The sequence below is a fragment of the uncultured Salegentibacter sp. genome (assembly GCF_963972535.1).
Lineage (GTDB): Bacteria > Bacteroidota > Bacteroidia > Flavobacteriales > Flavobacteriaceae > Salegentibacter.
In genome coordinates this window covers 1-22,855 of sequence record NZ_CAXAVR010000006.1, presented here as the reverse complement: position 1 = coordinate 22,855, position 22,855 = coordinate 1, and the positions used below count along the sequence as shown (strand labels likewise).

Genomic DNA, 22,855 nt, shown 5'->3' with positions numbered 1-22,855 from the left:
CGTCAAGCTGTCCGGAAGTTTCGGGTTTCAGCTTCTAACATGTTTTTAACTTTAACATCTTATATCCTGAAATATATTCAGGATGACGTTCTTAAGAGATTTTCAGTCAGCCACTTTATTTTTAAATCTATTTTTTCTTTTTATAATATTCGCTAATCACAGTTTTTCTCCCTATTTCTTTGGTAATAATATCTTTATCAAGGTTCCAACCTCTTGCCGGGGAATATTGGCGACCGTACCAAATAATTTGTAAATGAAGTTTATTCCAAAGATCTTTTGGAAATAGGCGTTTTGCGTCTTTTTCGGTTTGGGTTACGTTTTTTCCGTTGCTTAAATTCCAGCGATACATTAATCTATGAATATGGGTGTCTACCGGAAACGCAGGAACGTTAAAAGCCTGTGCCATAACCACACTTGCGGTTTTATGACCCACCGCCGGTAAAGCTTCAAGGGCTTCAAAACTTGCGGGAACCTCGCCATTGTATTTATCCAGTAAAATTTCAGATAAACCGTGAATTCCTTTAGATTTCATAGGCGAAAGACCCACTGGTTTAATAATTTCCCGAATTTCTTCTACTGAAAGTTTTACCATAGCCTTTGGGTTATCGGCAATTTCAAATAGTTTTGGCGTGATCTGGTTCACTTTTACATCGGTACTTTGTGCTGAAAGTAGTACTGCAATCAATAAAGTATAAGGATCTTTATGATCTAACGGAATTGGAATTTCAGGATAAATATCGTTTAAGGTATCAATTACGAACTGTACCTTTTCTTGTTTGGTCATATTGTTTAAATTTACTCGATAAGTGAGATTATAACTTCGACCTTTATGTCGAAATTTTAAAAATTAAATCTAATCCTTAGGTTAGGTCAAAGGATAAATTATTGCAAAAATAAGAATTATGACAACATTAGAAGCGGGCGACAAGGCCCCTGAATTTTCAGTAAAGGATCAGGATGGAAATACAGTAAAATTATCAGATTTTAAAGGTAAAAAGTTGGTATTGTTTTTCTATCCCAAAGCGAGTACTCCGGGTTGCACAGCAGAGGCCTGCAACCTAAGAGATAACTGGGAGCGTTTTCAGGAAAAAGGTTATGCGATTCTGGGCGTGAGTGCCGATACACAGAAAAGACAAAGCAATTTTAAAAATAAATACGAATTTCCTTTTCCATTGTTAGCCGATGAAGACAGGGAAGTTATCCAGGCTTACGGTGTTTGGGGACCAAAGAAATTTATGGGAAAGGAATATGACGGAATTCACCGAACAACCTTTATTATTGATGAAGATGGTAAAATTGAAGAGGTAATTAAAAAGGTAAAAACCAAAGAGCATACCGCTCAAATTCTTTCTGAATAAATTGAATTAAATGTCACCTCGGGTGCAGTTGAAATGTTTAAAAACTCTTCGACTGCGCTCGGGGTGACCATTCTTTTAAGAATTAATCTATTAAAGTTGCTTTTTGAATAGTGGCCGTGCTATCGCAATTCTCAATTTGCAGCTCCAGGATTGCTGAATCGACTTTGTTGGTAATTAGGTAAATGTTACAAGGTTCGGTATCGGTATTGCTTCGGCTAAAGTCTACATCGCCATTTTCTAAACTTTGAGAAACCAGGGCGGTATCTAATTTATTATTCTTAAAATAGCTAAAGGCCTCTTCAGTAAAAATACGCTCTTTAATCCTTATATTCTTTAAAACACGGGCATCGGGAGAATAATCGCAAGAAGTTTTCTTTCCGCTTAAAAAGAAAAGTAAAATCACAATCCCGAAGAACAAGCCCACCGAGAAATATCCAATTCTATGAATAAGTTTCATCTATTTATAAATTTGAGAAAGTAAACCTGATTAGAAACTGATCTAAAAAATGAGCAAATTAATGTCTCTGTAAGAAAGATCAAACCAATCGGCTATAGATTTGTTGGTTAAAATTCCGTGGTAAAAGTACAAACCATTTCTCAAACCTTTATTAAATCGTAAGGTGTTTTCGAGTCCGCCTTCTTCAGCAATATGTAAAAGATATGGTGTAAATATATTACTGATTGAAAGTGAGGAAGTTCTAGCGTACCTGGAAGGGATATTTGGAACACAATAATGTAAAATATTGTGTTTAGTAAATATTGGTTTATCGTGAGTGGTAATTTCGCTGGTTTCAATACAACCTCCCATATCTATGCTAACATCTATAATTACAGCGCCACGTTTCATACTGGTTACCATATCTTCGGTAATTAGCACCGGAGAACGATTTTTACCGCGAACTGCGCCAATTAGAACATCACAACGCTTAATGGCTTTACTCAAATTTTTAGGTTGAATGGTAGAGGTGTAAAATGTTTGATTAAGATTGGTTTGAATATCTCTTAGCCGGGTAAGCGAACTGTCAAAAACTTTAATACCTGCACCCAGTCCCAAAGCCGAACGAGCAGCGAATTCACCAACTGTACCCGCGCCAAGAATTACCACTTCTACCGGTGGAACTCCACTTATATTTCCAAACATTAAACCATTTCCGTTTACATTATTGCTCATAATTTCTGAAGCAATTAATACAGAAGCAGTACCTGCAATTTCACTTAACGCCCTAACAATGGGATAACTCCCATCATCATCCCGAATAAATTCAAAGCCCAAAGCGGTAATTCGTTTAGAAGCTAATTTCTGAAAATATTCTTTGCATTGGGTTTTAAGCTGAAGCGCGGAAATTAAAATAGTTTGCTGATTAATTAAATCCAATTCTTCTAAAGAAGGTGGTTCTATTTTAAGAATAGTAGGGCAGGAGAAGACTTTACTGGTGTCTTTGGTGATTTCGGCACCGGCGTTAGAGTAATCTTTATCGCTAAATCGAGCCCATTTTCCGGCTCCAGATTCTATCATAACCCTATGGCCGTGTGCTGTAATTGCAGCAACAGCATCGGGACTTAAACAAATACGTTTTTCCTGATAAGAGGTTTCTTTAGGAACCCCAATAAATAACTGTCCCTTGTTTTTGTAGATTTCCAGGGTTTCTTCCTGCGGAATTAATTGCTCTTTGGTAAAAGGCGAAACCTGTTTGCCCATAGTTAAATGCTAAAACTTTAGAAAAGGGAAATTACAACTATTTTTAAAAACAGCGGGGATTAAAGTCGGGTATAGTATTCTTCCTGAGTTGGTTCCCAATATTCCTCTTCTTCCTGGAACGATTTAACCTCCCTGCGATCGGTTTCGGAAATAGGGGAAAAGACAGAAACATCGGTTTCATCGATTTCACTAAGGTCAATACCATATACCCGGTCAAAAATTTTGATTCGAATAAGATAAACTAAGGATAAAATAATAATAAAAAAAGGAGCAAGATATATTAGTTGATTAGTATCCAAAGGATCAACTCTTAAGTATACATCTTGATAAATGCTAATAACTAATTGATAAGAATACATCGCAATAGGTATTAAAATTGCGTGATACCACCAATGTTTACAGGTGAAAAACCATATGAATAATAAAAAAAGAGGAACTATTTTACCTAGATATGTCCAGGCAGCAGTCATTACATCTTCATAATAATTGCTTTCATATGTAAAATAAGAATTTTCCCAAACACGGCCGTTTGGGAAAATTTCATATAAATAAAATAAATAAGGTGAAAATGCAATGCAAAGAGCAATAATACTACCCAGCAGCAGGAATTTTGATCTTTGATCTGTCGACAGCTTGTTCTTTGATTTGGTCATTATTAGTATCGTTATCTGTAGTTGAAGTTACAAAAAAACTTGCTCCAAAAATTGCTGCTGCGAAAAGTACTGCTTTAAGTTTCATAATAATATAGTTTAGATTGTTGTTTCGTTTTGTTTACTGAAGCAAACCTATAAAATTATAAAACGCTAAAAATTAATACATTAATCGTACTTTTGCGCCTTTTTTTAAGCAAAAATATGGCTATTTTTTAGTGGTTTTTAATTTACACTGCTAAAAATTTAATAGCCAAAAATATAAAAATTTTCTGTTTATTATGTTTTTTTGTTTAATACTGTTTACCAAAATACCCTAAAATACTAACACTGGATTTTTTAAGCATTTAGAGTTTCATTAACTTTTCATTAACATAAATTTAACGTTCTTGTATTTTCATCCTGAATAGAAATTTCAATTTTCTGAAAGTTTTCTTCCAGGAAATCCTGTATTTTTTGTGGCCATTCTATTAAAATCCACCCAGGTGAATTTAAATATTCTTCTAAACCTATATCCAGGGCTTCATTGGGGTCTTTAAGTCTGTAAAAATCAAAATGATAAATTGGTTCCTGGGGAGTATGGTACTCATTCACTAATGAGAATGTGGGGCTTGATACTTTGTCTTCACTTCCTAAAGCTTTTACTAAAGCTTTTATAAGGGTTGTTTTTCCGGCACCCATTTCACCATAAAATAACAGAACATTATTTTTAGCGTTCTTTATTATGTATTGTACAGCCTCATCAATTTGGGCTAAATTGTAGGTAACCGGCATATTAAATATATAAATTTTGGGCAATACAAAGATAGGGAATAATTTAATATACCCTATATTCTGCTAGAAATCAGGGATTAATCCCCTATTTTGGCTCCATTACTACAAATGGTATAATCATTTCCTCCAGGGACACACCACCGTGTTGATAGGTGTTTCTGTAGTAGCTTACATAATGATTGTAATTATTAGGATAAGCAAAGAAAAGATCTCCCTTTGCGAAAATAAAAGAACTGCTCATATTAATACTGGGTAGATGTATGCTCTTTGGGTTTGTAGCCGCCAATACATCTTTTTCTTCATAAGTTAGACTTTTACCCGTTTTATACCTAAGGTTTAAACTGGTGTTCTTATCTCCAATTACTTTTGAAGGATTTTTAGCATTAATAGTTCCGTGGTCTGTGGTAAGAATTAATTTAAAACCAAGTTGTCGCGCTTGCTGAATAATATCTAATAACGGGGAATTCTTAAACCAGCTATAAGTTAAAGATCTATAAGATTTATCGTTAGAAGCCAATTCTTTAATCACTTCCATCTCTGTTTTTGAGTGAGAAAGCATATCTACAAAATTGTAAACTACAACAGTAAGATCGTTATCTTTTTGAGTTTTAAAGTTTTCTGCAAGTTTCTTACCTGCTTTTAAACTCGTAATTTTATGATATTCACTTTTAAAGCTTTTGCCCAGTCTTTTTAATTGTTCATTTAAAAACTCAGCTTCGTGATTATTTTTCCCGCCTTCTTCAGTGTCGTTTTTCCAGTATTGTGGGAATAACTTTTCCATTTCACTGGGCATTAAGCCAGAGAACATTGCATTACGAGCATATTGGGTAGCGGTGGGTAAAATACTGTAATAAGGTTCTTCCTTTTCTTTTTTGTAATAATTAGAAATCACCGGTTCTAAAGCTTTCCATTGGTCGTATCTTAAATTATCTACAACAACCAAGAGGGTAGGCTGTTTGTTGTTAATTTCTGGAACAACTTTTTCTTTAAAAATGGTATGCGACATAATTGGAGCCTCTACACCTTTTTCAAACCATGAAGGATAATTTTTGTCTATAAATTTGCAAAACTGTGTATTGGCTTCATTTTTCTGCGATTCCAGAATTTCGAACATTCCACTGTCTTCCAGGCCTTCCAGTTGAAGTTCCCAGTAAATTAGTTTCTGATAAAGTTCTGCCCATTCTTCAAAAGTATTTACCTGGCTTAAATCCATCGCGATCTTCCTAAATTCCTGCTGGTAATTTGAAGTGGTTTTTTCAGAAATAAGTCGGGAGTGATCCAGGTTCTTTTTTATACTAAGCAGAATCTGGTTGGGATTTACCGGTTTTATAAGATAATCGGCTATTTTAGAGCCTATAGCTTCCTCCATAATATATTCTTCCTCACTTTTGGTAATCATTACAATAGGAAGATTTTCTCTTTTCTCTTTAATTTCAGCAAGAGTTTCCAGGCCGGTAAGTCCGGGCATATTTTCATCAAGAAAAACTATATCAAAACTTTCTTCTTCAATTTGTTCTAGTGCTTCAGTTCCACTTTGGCTGGTAACCACTTCATAATCTTTAGATTCAAGAAACAAAATATGCGGTTTCAGTAAATCTATTTCATCATCTACCCAAAGTATTTTTATCTTATTCATATCTTATATTTTTTACTCATTTAATGAGATTTTCTTCTTCTATGTATTTTTGACTTTAAGTCGTTTTTCAATTACTTGTTCTAATTAGTTTATTGAAAATTGAGGTTTTTTATAACTTAATAATTGGTTTTTCAACTTCCAAAGTCTATCTATGTATCTTTGTTTTAAATTAATACGTTACAAAGCTTGACTTCAACTAATAAACTTAAAATATTAAACGATCCAATTTACGGATTTATTACCATCCCGAGTGAGCGAATCTTCAGTATTATTGAGCATCCTTACTTTCAGCGCTTACGCAGAATTTCACAAATGGGAATGTCTTATTTGGTTTATCCCGGTGCGCATCATACCCGTTTTCATCATGCTATTGGCTGTGTGCATTTAATGCAAAAAGCAGTGCAGATACTTCGGCATAAAGGAGTTATAATTTCTGAAGCCGAAGAAGAAGCTCTGCAAATTGCCATTTTACTGCACGATATTGGCCACGGCCCGTTCTCTCACGCAATGGAACATAGCATTGTAGAAGGCGTAGATCACGAAAGTATTTCTTTGCTTTTTATGGAAGAAATGAACCGTGACTTTAACCAAAGTTTAACGCTGGCACTTCAAATTTTCCGCGGAACATATAACCGAAGATTTTTAAACCAGTTAATTTCAAGTCAGTTGGATATGGATAGGCTTGATTATTTAAAGCGTGATAGTTTTTATACCGGAGCCGCAGAGGGAAACATAAATAGCGAACGTTTAATAACCATGTTAAATGTGGTAAATGACGATTTGGTGATTGAGGAAAAAGGAATTTATTCAGTAGAAAAATTTCTTGTTGCAAGAAGACTAATGTACTGGCAGGTTTATCTGCATAAAACCAGTTTGGTAGCAGAGCAACTTTTAATAAGAGTTTTAAAACGTGCTAAAGAGCTGGTTGAAAAAGGTGAAAAACTTAATGCCAGTAAAGCGCTTTCGTATTTTCTTTATAATAAGATAGGTCCAGAGAATTTTTCTTCTGAAACCCTATCGGTTTTTGCTCGTTTAGACGATTACGATATTATTTCTGCAATGAAAGAATGGCAATATCACAACGATTTTGTGCTGAGTAATTTATGTAATATGATTATAAACCGGGATCTTCTAAAAGTAAAGATTAAGAAGAAAAAACCATCGGTAGAAAAGCTTGAAAAACGTCGCATAGCACTGCAGGAAAAAGAGAGTATTTCAGCAGAAGAAGCAGATTATTTTGTGTTTAGCGGCGAAGTGACAAACACCGCTTATAAAAGTGAAAATAATAATATTAATATTTTACATAAAAATGGGAAGATTAGCGATGTAGCTAAAGCATCAGACCAATTAAACCTGAAAGCCCTTTCAAAAACTGTGGTTAAGTATTATATATGCTACCCGAAGGCCAAACATTAACGCTTTTTTTTTACTTTTGCCAGAATGAAATTTACAGCAGCACAAATAGCAGAGATTCTCGACGGAAAAATTGAGGGCAATCCTGAGGTCGAAGTATCTGAATTAGCTAAAATTGAAGAAGGCGGGGAAGGTTCCCTTACCTTTTTGAGTAATCCTAAATATACTTCTTATATATATTCTACCCAGGCGTCTATAACCATTGTAAATAGTGATTTTGTAGCCGAAGAACCAATTACAACCACTTTAATAAAGGTAAAAGATGCTTACAAAGCATTCTCTAAATTACTTGAATATTACAACCAGATAAAATTAAACAAGCAAGGAATTGAACAGCCCAGCTTTGTTTCAGATTCAGCTGAGTTTGGAGAAAATCTTTATTTGGGTGCTTTCGCATATATTGGTGACAATGTGAAAATTGGTAAAAACGTAAAAATTTATCCTAATGTTTATATTGGGGATAATGTTAAGATAGCAGATGATGTTATTATCTTTCCCGGTGTAAAAGTTTATTCAGAAACAATTATAGGTAATAATTGTGTATTACACAGCGGCGTGATAGTAGGAGCAGATGGTTTTGGATTTAGCCCTGGAGAAGATGGGATATATTCAAAAGTTCCTCAAATTGGAAATGTAATTATAGAAGATAATGTAGATATTGGGGCTGGTACTACAATAGACCGTGCCACATTAGGTTCTACTATTATAAGAAAAGGTGTAAAACTGGATAATCAAATTCAAATTGCACATAATGTTGAAATTGGCTCTAACACAGCTATCGCTGCACAAGCGGGAATTGCAGGTTCTACTAAAATTGGTAAAAACTGCCTAATTGGAGGACAGGCCGGCATCGCAGGACATTTGCAAATTGGAGACAGGGTGAAAATTCAGGCGCAATCTGGGATTGGTCGAAATGTGAAAGATGATGAAATGCTACAGGGTTCTCCCGCTTTTGGCTATGGAGATTTTGCCAAATCTTATGTTCATTTTAAAAACTTACCTAAAACCATAGATACACTTAACCAATTAGAAAAAAAGATTAAAAATGGCTTATAAACAGGCGAAACAACATACCATAGATAAAGAGATTTCTCTTCAAGGGGTTGGGCTGCATACCGGGCAGAAAGTGAAAATGACTTTTAAACCTGCTGCAGAAAATACCGGTTATGTTTTTAAAAGAATGGATCTTGAAGGAGAACCCGAGATTGAAGCAGATGTAAGTTATGTTGTAAATACCCAAAGAGGTACCAACCTGGAGAAGAAAGGGGTGAAAATCCAAACTTCAGAACACGTGCTGGCCGCTTGTGTAGGTATGGATATAGATAATATTGTAATTGAATTAGATGCATCTGAACCTCCAATAATGGATGGCTCTTCAAAGTTCTTTGTTGAAGCTTTAGAAAAAGCCGGGGTAGTTGCACAGGAAGCAGAGCGTGAAGAATTTGTAGTAGAAGAAGTAATTACTTATCACGACGATGAAAGTGGAAGCGAAATAATTGTAATGCCCGCCGATGAATACCAGGTAACCACCATGGTTGATTTTGAAACAAAAGTTTTGGGCACGCAAAACGCTACAATTTCACACCTTTCTGAGTTTAAGAATGAAATTGCAAATGCGCGAACTTTTAGCTTTTTACACGAGCTTGAAGCTTTGTTAGATCACGGATTAATTAAAGGAGGCGATCTAAACAATGCTATTGTTTATGTAGACAAAGAAATAAACGAAGAAACCTTTAAAAAACTTCGCATTGCTTTTAATCGTGATAATATTTCGGTTAAACCAAATGGAATTCTGGATAATTTAACCTTACATTATCCTAATGAAGCTGCAAGACATAAACTTTTAGATGTGGTGGGAGATCTTGCTTTAATAGGAACCAGAATTCGTGGAAAAGTTATTGCCAACAAGCCTGGGCATTATGTAAATACCCAATTTGCTAAAAAACTGGCTAAAATAATTAAAGCCGAAAAACGCAATAATGTTCCAAAAATAGATTTTGATCAAAAACCATTAATGGATGTTACCGATATCATGGATATATTGCCACATCGCTCTCCATTTCTCCTGGTAGATAAAATTTATAGCTGTACAGATAGCTGTGTGATTGGTTTAAAGAATGTAACCATGAACGAGCCTTTTTTTGTAGGCCATTTTCCGGGAAAACCGGTGATGCCCGGCGTACTCCAGGTAGAAGCTATGGCTCAAACCGGGGGTATTCTTGCTTTAAAATCGGTGCCAGATCCAGAAAATTATCTTACTTATTTTATGAAAATAGATAATGTAAGATTTAAACAACAGGTAGTACCTGGAGACACTTTAATATTTAAATTAGAATTACTTGCGCCTATTCGCCGTGGAATTTGCCAAATGCAGGGCTATGCCTATGTGAATGGAAAATTAGCTACCGAGGCTGTATTAATGGCGCAAATTGTAAAATCAAAATAAAAAATATGAACCAGCCTTTAGCTTACGTACATCCGGGAGCCAAAATTGCTAAAAATGTAGTGATAGAACCTTTTACCACTATTCATAATAATGTGGTAATTGGCGAAGGAACCTGGATAGGATCTAACGTAACTATAATGGAAGGTGCCCGCATTGGAAAGAATTGCAGTATTTTTCCGGGAGCCGTTATTTCTGCTATTCCGCAGGATAAAAAGTTTGACGACGAAGATACCATTACGGTTATTGGAGATAACACAACCATTAGGGAATGTGTAACTATTAATCGTGGTACTACAGACCGAATGAAAACGGTAATTGGGAGAAATTGCTGGATTATGGCTTATTGCCATATTGCACACGATTGTATTGTAGGAGATAATTGTATTTTCTCTAATAACAGTACCCTTGCCGGACATATAAATGTTGGAGATTACGTGATTCTTGCAGGAATGGCCGCAATTCAGCAGTTTTGTAGTATTGGGAGGCATGCCTTTGTAACGGGTGGTTCTCTGGTTAGAAAAGATGTGCCACCGTTTGTAAAAGCGGGAAGAGAGCCGCTTTCTTATGTTGGTATTAATTCTATTGGCTTACGCCGAAGAGGATATACTACCGAAAAAATTCGTGAAATACAGGATATTTATAGAATTTTATATCAGAAAAACTATAACAACTCCCAGGCTGTTGCTATAATTGAAGCTGAAATGCAAGCAACTGCAGAAAGAGACGAAATTTTAGAATTCATTAAAAACTCACAGCGAGGTATCATGAAAGGATACTTTAGCTCTAATTAAAATAAAAAAATGGCTAGTACAAGCGATATTAGAAACGGATTGTGTATTCGTTACAACCACGATATTTATAAGATAACTGAATTTTTACACGTAAAACCTGGAAAAGGACCTGCTTTTGTAAGAACTAAACTTAAAAGCGTAACTACAGGGAAAGTTATAGAAAACACATTTTCTGCCGGTCATAAAATTGAAGATGTTCGTGTAGAGACCCATAAGTTTCAGTATTTATATAATGATGGTGAATTTTATCATTTTATGAATGTTGAAGATTATACCCAAATTCGTCTTGTAGAGCAAGCTTTAGATCAGCCAAAACTTTTAAAGGAAGGCGAAGTGGTTACAGTTATAATCAATACCGAAGATAACGCTCCTCTTTCAGTAGAAATGCCCGCCAGCGTTGTGTTAGAAGTATCACACACTGAGCCTGGGGTTAAAGGAAATACAGCTACAAACGCTACAAAGCCGGCAACTGTTGAAACCGGCGCTGAAGTAAACGTTCCTTTGTTTATTAATGAAGGCGACAAAATTAAAATTGAAACCGAAAAGGGTACTTACAAGGAAAGAATTAAAGAGTAGTTCTTTCAGAAATAAAGGAATGAAAATTCACAAGATCGTCATCCTGTCCCGAAGTTTCGAGATATTTCAGGATCTAGGATAATAAAAATTAATATTCATGTTAGAAGCTGAAATAAGTTCAGCTTCACATTATAGGATTTTTTATCTTTTTCTATAGTTAACATTAATCAATATGAAATTTCCACAAGAACATACGCTGCAACAAATTGCCACTATTATTGATGCTCAATACATTGGGGATGCAAATTTTCCGGTTTTGGGTATGAATGAAATTCACGTGGTAACACCCGGCGATATTGTTTTTGTAGATCATCCAAAATATTACGATAAAGCTTTAAATTCGGCCGCGACCGTAATTTTAATCAATAAAAAAGTCGATTGTCCTGAAGGTAAAGCTTTGCTTATTTCAAAAGATCCTTTTTCAGATTTTAATAAGCTTACCCAATATTTCAAACCCTTTCAGAAATCTGAAAAATCTATTTCAGATTCAGCACAAATAGGGGAGGGTACGCATATTCAACCAAATACTTTTATTGGGAATAATGTGAAAATAGGTAGTAATTGCTTAATTCATTCCAACGTAAGTATATATGATAATGCGGTTATCGGGAATAACGTGATTATACATTCCGGTACTGTTTTGGGTGGTGATGCTTTCTATTACAAAACCCGGCCAGAAGGTTTTGATAAATTAAGATCTGGCGGACGTGTGGTTATAGAAGATGATGTAGAAATTGGCGCAAATTGCACTATAGATAAAGGAGTTACGGGAGATACTACGATTAAAGAAGGAACCAAACTGGATAATTTAATCCAGGTTGGTCACGATACCGTTATTGGTAGAAAATGCCTTATCGCCAGCCAGGTAGGCATAGCCGGTGCTGTAACTATTGAAGACGAAGTTACTGTTTGGGGCCAGGTTGGGATGCGCAGCGGGATAACCGTAGAAAAAGGCGGAATTCTTATGGGCCAGGCCGGCATCACGAAATCTACAAAGGCTAATAAAATTTATACAGGAAACCCGGCAATGGAATCCCGGGCCAAATTAAAAGAGTTGGCGCTCTTAAGGCAATTACCTAAATTGCTGGAAAAATTAAAGTAAAAGACTATGGGCTTAAAAAGTAAAGAGATTGTTGAGAATTTTTATACCTCCTTATTTAAGGATGAAAAAGGAACATTAGACAATTATTTGCATCCCAATGTAAATCTCACCTGGTATGGTACTACCGGACTTAAAAAGCTGAATTTTGATGAGATTCTTTCCATTAGAAATGATATGTCTAAAAACTACGAATCGCTTAAAGCTGAAGTTGAAAAGACAGTAGAAGAAGATCATCAAATCGCTATTCAGTTTACTTATCACGTAAAAACCATAGAAAATCCCGATGAAGAAATGCCGCTTGCGCATTTTATGGCCATTTGGGAATTAAAAGACAATAAACTTTTTAAAGGGGTACAAATCTCGCAACTTGGAGAAGAGATAGATGAAAGTCCCTGGTCTTAAATTTTAAAGATTCGCATTAATTCAAGATTTTGAGTTAAAACTTTAATTCAATTTTAAGAGTACAAGCCCAATAAACCACCAAAAAACTTTAGGTTTTATATTTAAAAACCTACTTTTGTAATCGCAAAAATCAAAAAATTTATGAGCGTTTTAGTCAATAAAAATTCAAAAATAATAGTTCAGGGATTTACCGGTAGCGAAGGTACTTTTCACGCTGAACAAATGATAGAATACGGAACCAATGTTGTTGGAGGTGTAACTCCCGGTAAAGGTGGTCAAAAACACCTTAATAAACCGGTTTTTAATACAGTTTCTGAAGCTGTTGAAAAAACAGATGCAGATGTTTCAATAATCTTTGTACCACCAGCTTTCGCTGCAGATGCAATTATGGAAGCTGCAGATGCAGGTATTAAAGTAATTATTACAATTACAGAAGGTATTCCTGTTGCCGATATGGTAAAGGCTTACGATTATATTCAGGATAAAGATTGCCGCTTGGTAGGTCCTAACTGTCCGGGTGTAATTACTCCGGGAGAAGCAAAAGTTGGGATTATGCCAGGTTTTGTTTTCAAAAAAGGAAAAGTAGGAATTGTATCTAAATCGGGTACTTTAACTTACGAAGCAGCAGATCAGGTTGTAAAACAAGGTCTTGGAATTACCACTGCAATTGGTATTGGTGGAGATCCAATTATCGGAACCACTACTAAAGAAGCCGTAGAATTATTGATGAACGACGAAGAAACCGAATGCATCGTGATGATTGGTGAAATTGGAGGTCAATTAGAAGCAGATGCGGCTAAGTGGATTAAAGAAAATGGAAACAGAAAACCGGTTGTAGGCTTTATAGCAGGTGAAACTGCACCAGCAGGCCGTACAATGGGGCACGCAGGAGCAATTGTAGGTGGCAGCGAAGATACCGCTCAAGCAAAAAAAGCTATTCTAAAGGAAAATGGAATTTACGTTGTTGATTCTCCAGCTGAAATTGGAAAAAAAGTAGCCGAAGTTATGAAAGGATAATATCTGGCTTAAAACTATATTAAAATCCTCCTTATTTGGCATAATGGCTAAATACAGGAGGATTTTTTATTTCTTGCCTTCAGCTTTTGCTATATTTGAAACTATTAAATAAACACCAATCTTTTTATAAATATGAAATTATTAGAAGGAAAAAATGCCATAATAACCGGTGGTAGTCGCGGAATAGGGAAAGGTATTGCAGAAGTGTTTGCACAACACGGTGCAAATGTAGCTTTTACCTATAATTCTTCAGCCGAATCTGCAAATGCACTTGCCGATGAGTTAAGTAAACTTGGAGTAAAAGCTAAAGCTTACCAGTCTAATGCTGCAAGTTTTAAGGAAGCAGAGCAATTGGTAAAGGATGTAGCTGCCGATTTTGGAGATATAGATATAGTGGTTAATAATGCCGGAATCACCAAAGACAACTTGCTAATGCGAATGAGCGAAGAAGATTTTGATAAGGTGATTGAAGTTAATCTGAAATCTATCTTTAATATGACCAAAGCGGTACAACGCACTATGCTGAAACAACGCAAAGGAAGTATTATTAATATGAGTTCGGTAGTTGGAGTTACCGGAAACGCCGGCCAGGCAAATTACGCAGCCTCAAAAGCCGGAATTATAGGTTTTTCTAAATCTATGGCACAGGAACTTGGTTCCAGGAATATTAGAACCAACGTGATTGCTCCAGGATTCATAGAAACCGAAATGACAGAAAAGCTTGATGAAAAAGTTGTGGATGGATGGAGACAGGCTATCCCGTTAAAACGAGGTGGAGCTCCAGAAGATATTGCAAACGCCTGTGTCTTTCTTGGCAGCGACCTTAGTTCTTATATTACCGGCCAGGTACTTCACGTAGACGGCGGAATGCACACCTAGTTAGATAAAAGTGAATAGTTATTAGTTAAAAGATTTACCATTAACTTTTAACTCTATTTCCCATAAATGAATATAAGCAACATCATACTCATAGCCCTGGCCATAATTACTGCGCTGGGGTTTGCTTTTTTTCAGTATCTCTTTAAGAATAAAAATAAAAGAAGGGAAATTTACATTCTTTTTGCTCTACGATTTTTCTCAGTCTTTATACTTCTTTTGCTACTTATTAATCCTAAAATTTCTTCAACAACTTACGAACTCGAAAAACCGAATTTAATTTTGGCTGTAGATGATTCTGAATCTATCGCGCATTTAGAGCAGGAAGATACAGTGCGGGATATTTTAGAAGACTTAAAGTCGAATAAAGCGCTTCAGGAGCGTTTTGAGTTGGTGCAATATAACTTTGAGAATGAACTGATAAACTCTAACACACCCGAATTTAAAGCTTCCCAAACCAATATTTACGCTGCGCTGGAATCATTAAAAGAATTATTTCGAAAAAAAGCTACGGCCGTAATTCTTATTTCTGACGGTAATCAAAGCACGGGTAGGGATTTTCGTTACTTTAAACCCGGAAATAACCAGGAAATTTATCCCTTAGTGGTAGGTGATACCACGCAATATTCAGATTTAGAATTAGCTCAACTTAATGTAAATACCTACGCTTTTTTAGATAATCGCTTTCCCGTTGAAGCTTTTATTTCCTATTCTGGCGAAGAACAAATAAATTCAGAATTCGTAATTAAATCTGAGGAGAATATAATTTTTTCAGAAAAAATTTCTCTTAATTCAGATAACAATTCGGCTGTAATTCGTACTGAGCTTCCGGCTTCAAAGCTTGGTGTTCTTTCTTATAAAGCCGAAATTATTCCGTTAGAAAATGAAAAAAACAAAGCAAACAATTCTAAAAAGTTTGCCGTTGAAGTCATTGACGAACGCAGTAAAATTCTGTTAATAAGTGCTGCGCCACATCCCGATATAGGAACTTTTAAAAAGTCTATTGAAACCAATAAACAACGACAACTTGATATAAAATATCTTCAGGATAATTTATCAAATTTAGAAGACTATCAGCTAGTTATATTGTACCAGCCAACTTCAGGTTTTGCCACTATCTTTGAAGATTTAAAAGAGAATAATCAAAATTACCTACTGGTTACTGGAACTCAAACCGATTGGAATTTTATTAATAGAATTCAGGATTTTGTGGCAAAAGATTTTACTAATCAGTCACAGGAAATTTTTGCTGTAAAAAATTCCAATTTTATTCAATTTCAGTTTGAAGAAACCGGGTTTTCAGAATTTCCTCCGTTGGAAGATAAGTTTGGAAATATCAATATTCAAAATAATAGTTTTGAAAGCATTTATTTTCAGAAAATTGAAAATGTAGAAACTTCACAGCCTTTAATCGCTATTGCCGGAAAAGGCCAAAATAAAAATGCCTTTATTTTTGGAGAAAATCTCTGGAGATGGCGTTCTAATACCTTTTTAGAGCATAAATCTTTTGAAAAATTTGATAATTTTATTGGTAAGCTGGTTCAGAATATTGCTTCAACACAACAACGAGAACGATTAACAGTAGATTATAATTCATTTTATTACGAAAATGAAGCTGTAAAAATAACCGCTAATTTCTTCGATCAAAATTATCAGTTTGATCCTAACGCGAACCTGGTGATTTCCGCAGAAAATGCTGTAGAGAATCTAGAGTCTCAATTAGTTCTAAGAAACAACGGTTATGAAGTAGATTTAGGCAATTTACCTGCCGGAAATTATGATTTTACGATTACCGAAACAACATCTCAAATATCCCGTTCAGGTAGCTTTGAAGTAATTGCCTACAATATTGAGCAGCAGTTTATTTCAGCTAATAAAAATGCGATAGAGGCGCTTGCAGAAAATTCTGGAACCAGGGTTTATTACAAAGATGAACTTCAGGAAATAAGCAATGCACTTTTAAGCAACGATAAATACAAACCTGTTCAGAAAAGCCGTCAAAAAATTGTACCTTTGGTAGACTGGTATTACCTTCTATTTCTGCTTGTTTTGATACTCACCGCAGAATGGTTTTTCAGAAAATACAAAGGATTAATTTAAATACAATTATATAGATGGAAAGATTACCTAAACTCGGAATTCCTATTATTATAGGAATCGTACTTTTAATAATATTTGTTGCAAAATCTACTGTTACCATAGGTTCTGGTGAAGCCGGTGTGCTTTATAAAACTTTTGGTGGCGGTGTAGTTACAGATGAGCCACCGTTAAATGAAGGTTTTCACCTGGTAGCTCCCTGGAACAGGGTTTTTGTTTATGAAGTAAGACAACAGTCGCTGGAAGAACAAATGCAAGTGCTAAGTTCTAACGGACTTCAAATTGATATTGATGCTTCTACCTGGTTTCAACCTTCTTATGCAAACCTGGGAAGCCTACACAGGGAAAAAGGTGAAGAATATATTAGGCGTTTACTTCAACCCGCAGTAAGATCAGCTGCAAGATCTGTTGTAGGAAGATATAACCCAGAGCAACTTTATGCCAGTAAGAGAGAAGCTATTCAGAAAGAGATCTTAGAAGAAACTCAAATTTTGCTACAGGACCAATATGTACAGGTAAACGAGGTTTTGGTACGTGATGTATCCCTTCCGCCAAATATTAAAGATGCGATTGAGCGTAAATTACGCCAGGAGCAGGAATCTTTAGAATATGAATTTCGCTTGACCAAAGCTGAACAAGAAGCCGAACGTCAACGAATTGATGCTGAAGGTAAAGCTCGTGCTAACGAAATCTTAAACGCCTCTTTAACACCCAATATTCTAAAGGAAAAAGGAATTCAGGCAACATTAGAACTTGCGAAATCGGGTAACTCTAAAACCGTTATTATAGGTTCAGGTGAAGATGGTATGCCTTTAATTTTAGGTGGTTCAAATTAAACTATTAAAGATGAGATCTATTTTCTTAAATATCGCAAGGCTTTCTATTTTTATAGGAAGCCTTGCTATTTCTGCACAAACGACTTCCGTTATTGATTCCGGAAAACTGGAATCAGCTACTCCTGCTGAAGTAGGTATGTCTTCAGAAAGAATTCAGAAGATTGAAGAAATGCTCCAATCGGCAATTGAAGAAAATCAAATACCGGGAGCGGTTGCTTTAATAGCCAGGGATGGGAAAATTGTTTTTTACGAAGCTTATGGCGAAGCTAATGCCTCAGGAAAAGAACTTGAAAAAGATGCGATTTTTAGATTAGCCTCTCAAACAAAAGCTATTACAGCTACCGCGGTAATGATGCTTTGGGAAGAAGGAAAGTTCCGTTTGGACGATCCTGTTTCAAAGTATATCCCTGAATTTAAAGATCCCAAAATTCTAAAGAGTTTTAATGAAGCTGACAGTAGTTTTACTTCTACGCCAGCTGAAAATGAAATAACTATTCGGCACCTACTAACACATACTTCTGGTCTTGGTTATGGAGCGATAGACAGTGACGAGCGTATTAAAAAGATTTACGCAAAGGCGGGAATTACCGAATTGTTCACTGAAGAAGAAGTTAAGATTGGAGAAAATGTAAAAAAATTGGCCGTTTTACCTTTACATCACGAGCCCGGTGAAAAATTCACTTATAGTTTAGGTTTGGATGTTCTGGGTTATTTTATTGAAGTAGTTTCAGGACAGGATTTTGATGAATTCTTACAAGAGAGAATCTTCGACCCTCTGCAAATGGATGATACCCGGTTCTATCAACCTTCATCTAAAAAAGATCGCTTAGTGGCTATACAGCATAAAAAAGATGGAAAATGGGAAGATTTTCCGAATACATTTTATAATACCAATTATCCGCTAACAGAAGATGGAACATTTTTTTCAGGAGGCGCCGGGCTATCGGGCACGGCAGAAGATTATGCTAAATTCCTTCAAATGTATCTAAACGGAGGAGAATACAATGGTATTCGCTTATTAAGCCGGAAAACGGTAGATATTATAATGGGAAATCAAACAGGAGAAAAATTTAATTTTCCAAATCAGTACTATGGTATTGCCTTTGGCGTAGTTAGCAAAAAAGGAGAAATTGCAGGAGGGCAGGGTAGTGCCGGTACTTTTGATTGGGGTGGTTATTTCAATACCCAGTATTTCGCCGATCCCGAAGAGCAAATAATTGGTATTTTGTTGAAGCAAACCCAGGGAAATACCGGTGATGAAACCGGCTGGAAATTCCGGCAAATGCTTTTTAGTGCCATAGATGATTAGTTATAGAGTCAACTGAATTTTGCTGCTAATGCAAACTTCAACAGATTTTCAGAAAATTACTTCGAGTGAGATTCCGAAATATTAAGAGGAGTAATGTAGATCTAATAGGCCTCGAAGCATTGAAATCTAGATTATCGAGTAAAACAATTCATAAAAAATAAGAAAGCTGTTTTGCAGTTTAAAATTTATATTTAGATTTGTAATCACAATGAAGAATTTTCAATTACATCACCATCATATTTACTACTGCGCTCAGGCGAGGTAAATTTGGTGTGTTGTAATTTCAACATATTTAAAACCCGTTTGAGCTATTCAAACGGGTTTTTTATTTTATAGCCACCAACCAAAGTTTAAAAAGAAAAATTTAAAAAATGAGCCAGGAAAAATTAAGAATTGCTATTCAAAAATCAGGGAGATTAAACGAAGATTCCCTTAAAATATTAAAGGATGCAGGCATTTCTATAGATAATGGAAAAGAACAACTCAAAGCTTCGTCTCGTAACTTTCCTTTGGAAGTAATGTATCTTAGAAACGGTGATATTCCTCAATATTTAAGAGATGGTGTTGTAGATGCAGCAATTATTGGGGAGAATGTTTTAATTGAAAAGGGTAAAGATATTATCCAGGGCGAAAAACTTGGCTTTTCAAAATGTCGTGTTTCTCTCGCTGTACCAAAATCTATGAAATATGCCGGAATAGAAGACCTTGATGGTAAAAAAATAGCCACTTCTTATCCTAATACCGTAAACGAATTTCTGGAGAAAAAAGGAATTACAGCCGAATTGCATATTATTAATGGTTCAGTAGAAATAGCTCCAAATATTGGGCTTGCAGATGGTATTTGTGATATTGTTTCCAGCGGAAGCACGCTTTTCAAAAACGGGCTAAAAGAGGTAGAAGTAATGCTGAAGAGTGAAGCTGTTCTTGCTATCTCTCCAAAAATTTCTGAAGCTCGTCAACATATCTTAGAGAAATTACAATTCAGGTTGAAATCTGTTTTAAATGCGCGGACTTCTAAATATATACTTTTAAATGCGCCAAATGAGAATTTAGAGAACATTATCAAATTACTGCCTGGAATGCGCAGCCCAACTGTTTTACCACTTGCTGAAGAAGGTTGGAGTTCTATACATACCGTAATTAATGAAGAGCGCTTCTGGGAAGTTATAGATGAATTAAAACAAAATGGTGCCGAAGGTATTTTAGTAGCGCCAATCGAAAAAATGGTACTTTAAGATGAAAAAGTTTTTTAATCCTACTAAAGCTGAGTGGCCTGAAATTTTAAAAAGGCCCACCCAAACCGTAGAAGATATTGAAGAAACGGTAAACCAGGTTTTTGCTGAAGTTAAAACAAAAGGGGACGCCGCGGTTTCAAAATATACCGAACTTTTTGACGGCATAAACCTCGCAAATACTCAGGTTACAGATAAAGAAGTAAGTGCTGCTGCAAATGAGGTTTCCAAGGAATTGAAAGAAGCCATAAAATTGGCAAAAAGTAATATTGAAAAATTTCACACCGCCCAGAAAACCGATAGGATTGAAATTGAAACTACCAACGGCGTAAAATGTTGGCAGGAAAAGAGGGCGATTCAAAAAGTTGGGTTGTATATTCCCGGTGGCAGCGCTCCTTTATTTTCTACCATTTTAATGTTAGCCGCACCCGCAAATATTGCTGGTTGTAAGGAAATTGTGCTTTGTACTCCGCCAGATAAGAACGGAAATGTGCATCCTGCCATTTTATACACCGCCGAACTGTGTGGCGTTACCAAAATATATAAAGTTGGGGGAATCCAGGCAATTGCGGCTATGACCTTTGGGACAGAAAGTATTCCTAAAGTTTACAAGATCTTTGGTCCCGGAAATCAATTTGTTACCGTTGCCAAACAATTGGCTACCCGCCATAATGTGGCTATAGATATGCCTGCCGGGCCATCAGAATTATTAGTTTTCGCAGACGATTCTTCCAATGCTGCTTTTGTTGCTTCAGATCTTCTAAGCCAGGCAGAGCACGGTGCCGATAGCCAGGTAATTCTTGTTTCTACTTCCAAAAATTTAATTGAAGAGGTAGAGAAAGAGGTGGAAAGTCAGTTAGAAGTTTTACCCAGGAAAAGTATTGCTAAAAAGGCAATAGCCCACTCGAGGCTAATTTATGTTGAAAAGAAAGAAGATGCACTGGAATTGATCGACGAATATGGGCCAGAGCACTTTATTATTTGTTCTGATGATGAGGCCTTTTTTACTGAAGGAATTCAGAATGCAGGTTCGGTTTTTATAGGAAACTATACCCCAGAAAGTGCGGGCGATTATGCTTCAGGAACAAACCATACTTTGCCAACAAATGGCTACGCCAAGCAATATAGCGGTGTAAATCTTGATAGTTTTATGAAGAGTATGACTTTTCAAAAAATAACAGAAGAAGGAATTAAGGAAATTGGGCCTGCCATAGAATTAATGGCTGAAGCCGAAGGTTTGGAAGCGCATAAAAATGCGGTGACATTACGATTAAAGGAGTTAAAATAAACAAATGTAGTTAATTGAAAACCCTATTAAGACGTCATTCTGAATTTATTTCAGAATCTAAGATTGTAAATTATAGAAAAATTAGACCCTGAAACAAGTTCAGGGTGACGAAGAGAATAATTTTAAGTGCACTCTAAATAGAATGAAAAAATTCAATATACATAACCTGGTAAGGCCAAACGTGGCCGGTTTAAAACCTTATTCTTCCGCAAGGGACGAATACCAGTCTACGGGCTCAGAAATGGTTTTTCTGGATGCTAATGAAAATCCGTTTCAAACCGATGTTAACCGTTATCCAGATCCGCAACAACGCAACCTAAAGGCTGAATTAGCAAAAATCAAAAATGTTTCGACGGAACATATTTTGTTAGGAAATGGGAGCGATGAAGTGCTGGATCTATTGTTTAGAGCATTTTGTGAACCGGCCGAGGATAATGTTATCACATTACCGCCTACTTATGGAATGTATAAGGTGTTGGCAAATATCAATAATATTGAGAATAGGGAGATTTTACTGAATTTGGATTTTGAGCCTAATGTTGAAGAAATCCTGAATTCGGTAGACCAAAACACAAAAATGATCTTTTTGTGTTCGCCGAATAATCCCACCGGAAACTCATTTTCCGAACAAAAGATCATTCATATTCTTGAGAATTTTAAGGGATTAGTAATTATCGATGAAGCTTATATTGATTTTTCGACTGAAGAAAGCTGGCTAAATAAATTGGAAAAATACCCAAATTTGGTGATCACCCAAACGCTTTCAAAAGCATATGGAATGGCGGGAATTAGATTGGGAATTTGCTATGCTTCCGAAGAAATTATTCAGATTTTAAATAAGATAAAACCACCTTATAATGTAAACGAATTAACTCAGCTAAGAGCTTTAGAGCGTGTACTGAATAAGGAAAAAGTGGATTCGGAAATATCTGATTTACTGAAGGAAAGAGCTCTTTTAAGTAAAGCATTAGTTCAAGTGAATTTTATTGAAAAAATATATCCTTCAGATGCTAATTTTATATTGGTAAAAGTAGATGACGCCAATAAACGTTATGACCAACTATTAGAAAAAGGCATAGTAATCAGAAACCGAACCACACAACCGCTTTGTGAAAATACCTTACGGTTTACGGTGGGGACTGGAGAGGAGAATTATAAATTACTTGAGGCATTGAAACATATAGATTAAACGTAAGCGTCATCCTGAACTGGTTTCAGGATCTAAGTTGTTAGCATAAAAACATATTATAAGCTGAAACAAGTTCAGCTTGAATTGGTGGTTAGACCATCGAAGAAAAAATAGATTATGAAAAAAGTATTATTTATAGATCGTGATGGGACTTTAATTCACGA

General features: G+C 35.7%; 22 protein-coding genes. 16 read left to right on the top strand and 6 right to left on the bottom strand.

Annotated elements, in window-relative coordinates:
- Positions 1-127 precede the first annotated feature (127 nt).
- Positions 128-784 carry an endonuclease III gene (nth, locus tag AACZ30_RS01685; RefSeq protein ID WP_339647310.1) on the bottom strand — a complete coding sequence of 219 codons (657 nt, stop codon included), beginning with the start codon at positions 782-784 and terminating at the stop codon, positions 128-130.
- A 118-nt stretch (positions 785-902) separates the two neighbouring features.
- Between nth and bcp the strand changes: the two genes are divergently transcribed.
- The gene (gene bcp / locus AACZ30_RS01680; RefSeq protein WP_075326758.1) at positions 903-1,358 is read left to right on the top strand and encodes a thioredoxin-dependent thiol peroxidase; all 456 of its coding nucleotides are present in this window, start codon (positions 903-905) and stop codon (positions 1,356-1,358) included.
- A gap of 82 nt (positions 1,359-1,440) precedes the next feature.
- On the opposite strand, the gene AACZ30_RS01675 is transcribed toward bcp, so the two are convergent.
- From AACZ30_RS01675 to AACZ30_RS01655, 5 genes are all read right to left on the bottom strand, one after another.
- On the bottom strand, positions 1,441-1,815 hold the full coding sequence (locus AACZ30_RS01675; protein WP_339647307.1) for a hypothetical protein: 375 nt from the start codon (positions 1,813-1,815) through the stop codon (positions 1,441-1,443).
- A 42-nt stretch (positions 1,816-1,857) separates the two neighbouring features.
- Positions 1,858-3,057, bottom strand: coding sequence for an alanine dehydrogenase (locus tag AACZ30_RS01670; protein ID WP_339647304.1), 1,200 nt, complete (start codon positions 3,055-3,057; stop codon positions 1,858-1,860).
- Positions 3,058-3,116: 59 nt separating this feature from the next.
- Positions 3,117-3,710: a hypothetical protein gene (locus AACZ30_RS01665; RefSeq protein ID WP_339647301.1), complete on the bottom strand. Its 594-nt coding sequence runs from the start codon at positions 3,708-3,710 to the stop codon at positions 3,117-3,119.
- A 366-nt stretch (positions 3,711-4,076) separates the two neighbouring features.
- On the bottom strand, positions 4,077-4,481 hold the full coding sequence (gene tsaE, locus AACZ30_RS01660) for a tRNA (adenosine(37)-N6)-threonylcarbamoyltransferase complex ATPase subunit type 1 TsaE (RefSeq protein WP_339647298.1): 405 nt from the start codon (positions 4,479-4,481) through the stop codon (positions 4,077-4,079).
- Positions 4,482-4,566: 85 nt separating this feature from the next.
- Positions 4,567-6,117 (bottom strand): bifunctional response regulator/alkaline phosphatase family protein, encoded by a 1,551-nt coding sequence (locus AACZ30_RS01655; protein WP_075326763.1) that lies wholly within the window; start codon positions 6,115-6,117, stop codon positions 4,567-4,569.
- 186 nt (positions 6,118-6,303) lie between these two features.
- Here AACZ30_RS01655 and AACZ30_RS01650 point away from each other — a divergent pair, with 186 nt between their 5' ends.
- The 15 genes from AACZ30_RS01650 (at position 6,304) to hisC (ending at position 22,691) form a co-directional block, all read left to right on the top strand.
- A complete protein-coding gene (locus AACZ30_RS01650; protein ID WP_075326764.1) occupies positions 6,304-7,533 on the top strand; it encodes an HD domain-containing protein in 1,230 nt (409 codons plus the stop codon).
- A gap of 24 nt (positions 7,534-7,557) precedes the next feature.
- A complete protein-coding gene (lpxD, locus tag AACZ30_RS01645; protein ID WP_075326765.1) occupies positions 7,558-8,586 on the top strand; it encodes a UDP-3-O-(3-hydroxymyristoyl)glucosamine N-acyltransferase in 1,029 nt (342 codons plus the stop codon).
- Positions 8,576-9,976: a bifunctional UDP-3-O-[3-hydroxymyristoyl] N-acetylglucosamine deacetylase/3-hydroxyacyl-ACP dehydratase gene (locus AACZ30_RS01640; RefSeq protein ID WP_075326766.1), complete on the top strand. Its 1,401-nt coding sequence runs from the start codon at positions 8,576-8,578 to the stop codon at positions 9,974-9,976. Before lpxD ends, AACZ30_RS01640 begins: the two co-directional genes overlap by 11 nt.
- 5 nt (positions 9,977-9,981) lie before the next feature.
- Positions 9,982-10,767, top strand: a complete 786-nt coding sequence (lpxA, locus tag AACZ30_RS01635) for an acyl-ACP--UDP-N-acetylglucosamine O-acyltransferase (RefSeq protein WP_339647287.1) — start codon at positions 9,982-9,984, stop codon at positions 10,765-10,767.
- Positions 10,768-10,776: 9 nt separating this feature from the next.
- Positions 10,777-11,343, top strand: a complete 567-nt coding sequence (efp, locus tag AACZ30_RS01630) for an elongation factor P (protein WP_075326768.1) — start codon at positions 10,777-10,779, stop codon at positions 11,341-11,343.
- 172 nt (positions 11,344-11,515) lie between these two features.
- The gene (locus AACZ30_RS01625; RefSeq protein WP_339647283.1) at positions 11,516-12,445 is read left to right on the top strand and encodes a UDP-3-O-(3-hydroxymyristoyl)glucosamine N-acyltransferase; all 930 of its coding nucleotides are present in this window, start codon (positions 11,516-11,518) and stop codon (positions 12,443-12,445) included.
- Between the two features lie 6 nt (positions 12,446-12,451).
- Entirely contained in the window at positions 12,452-12,847 is a 396-nt protein-coding gene (locus tag AACZ30_RS01620; protein ID WP_075326770.1) for a hypothetical protein, read from the top strand.
- A 141-nt stretch (positions 12,848-12,988) separates the two neighbouring features.
- On the top strand, positions 12,989-13,864 hold the full coding sequence (gene sucD, locus AACZ30_RS01615; protein WP_339647279.1) for a succinate--CoA ligase subunit alpha: 876 nt from the start codon (positions 12,989-12,991) through the stop codon (positions 13,862-13,864).
- A 132-nt stretch (positions 13,865-13,996) separates the two neighbouring features.
- Positions 13,997-14,743, top strand: a complete 747-nt coding sequence (gene fabG, locus AACZ30_RS01610; protein WP_075326772.1) for a 3-oxoacyl-[acyl-carrier-protein] reductase — start codon at positions 13,997-13,999, stop codon at positions 14,741-14,743.
- Between the two features lie 66 nt (positions 14,744-14,809).
- The gene (locus AACZ30_RS01605; RefSeq protein ID WP_339647274.1) at positions 14,810-16,840 is read left to right on the top strand and encodes a VWA domain-containing protein; all 2,031 of its coding nucleotides are present in this window, start codon (positions 14,810-14,812) and stop codon (positions 16,838-16,840) included.
- A 14-nt stretch (positions 16,841-16,854) separates the two neighbouring features.
- Entirely contained in the window at positions 16,855-17,673 is an 819-nt protein-coding gene (locus AACZ30_RS01600; protein ID WP_093302589.1) for a prohibitin family protein, read from the top strand.
- A gap of 10 nt (positions 17,674-17,683) precedes the next feature.
- Positions 17,684-18,982, top strand: coding sequence for a serine hydrolase domain-containing protein (locus AACZ30_RS01595; RefSeq protein ID WP_339647266.1), 1,299 nt, complete (start codon positions 17,684-17,686; stop codon positions 18,980-18,982).
- A 371-nt stretch (positions 18,983-19,353) separates the two neighbouring features.
- Positions 19,354-20,217: an ATP phosphoribosyltransferase gene (hisG, locus tag AACZ30_RS01590; protein ID WP_286761653.1), complete on the top strand. Its 864-nt coding sequence runs from the start codon at positions 19,354-19,356 to the stop codon at positions 20,215-20,217.
- A 1-nt stretch (position 20,218) separates the two neighbouring features.
- Positions 20,219-21,502 carry a histidinol dehydrogenase gene (hisD, locus tag AACZ30_RS01585; protein WP_339647262.1) on the top strand — a complete coding sequence of 428 codons (1,284 nt, stop codon included), beginning with the start codon at positions 20,219-20,221 and terminating at the stop codon, positions 21,500-21,502.
- Between the two features lie 142 nt (positions 21,503-21,644).
- Positions 21,645-22,691 (top strand): histidinol-phosphate transaminase, encoded by a 1,047-nt coding sequence (gene hisC / locus AACZ30_RS01580; RefSeq protein ID WP_339647260.1) that lies wholly within the window; start codon positions 21,645-21,647, stop codon positions 22,689-22,691.
- Positions 22,692-22,855: the final 164 nt, after the last annotated feature.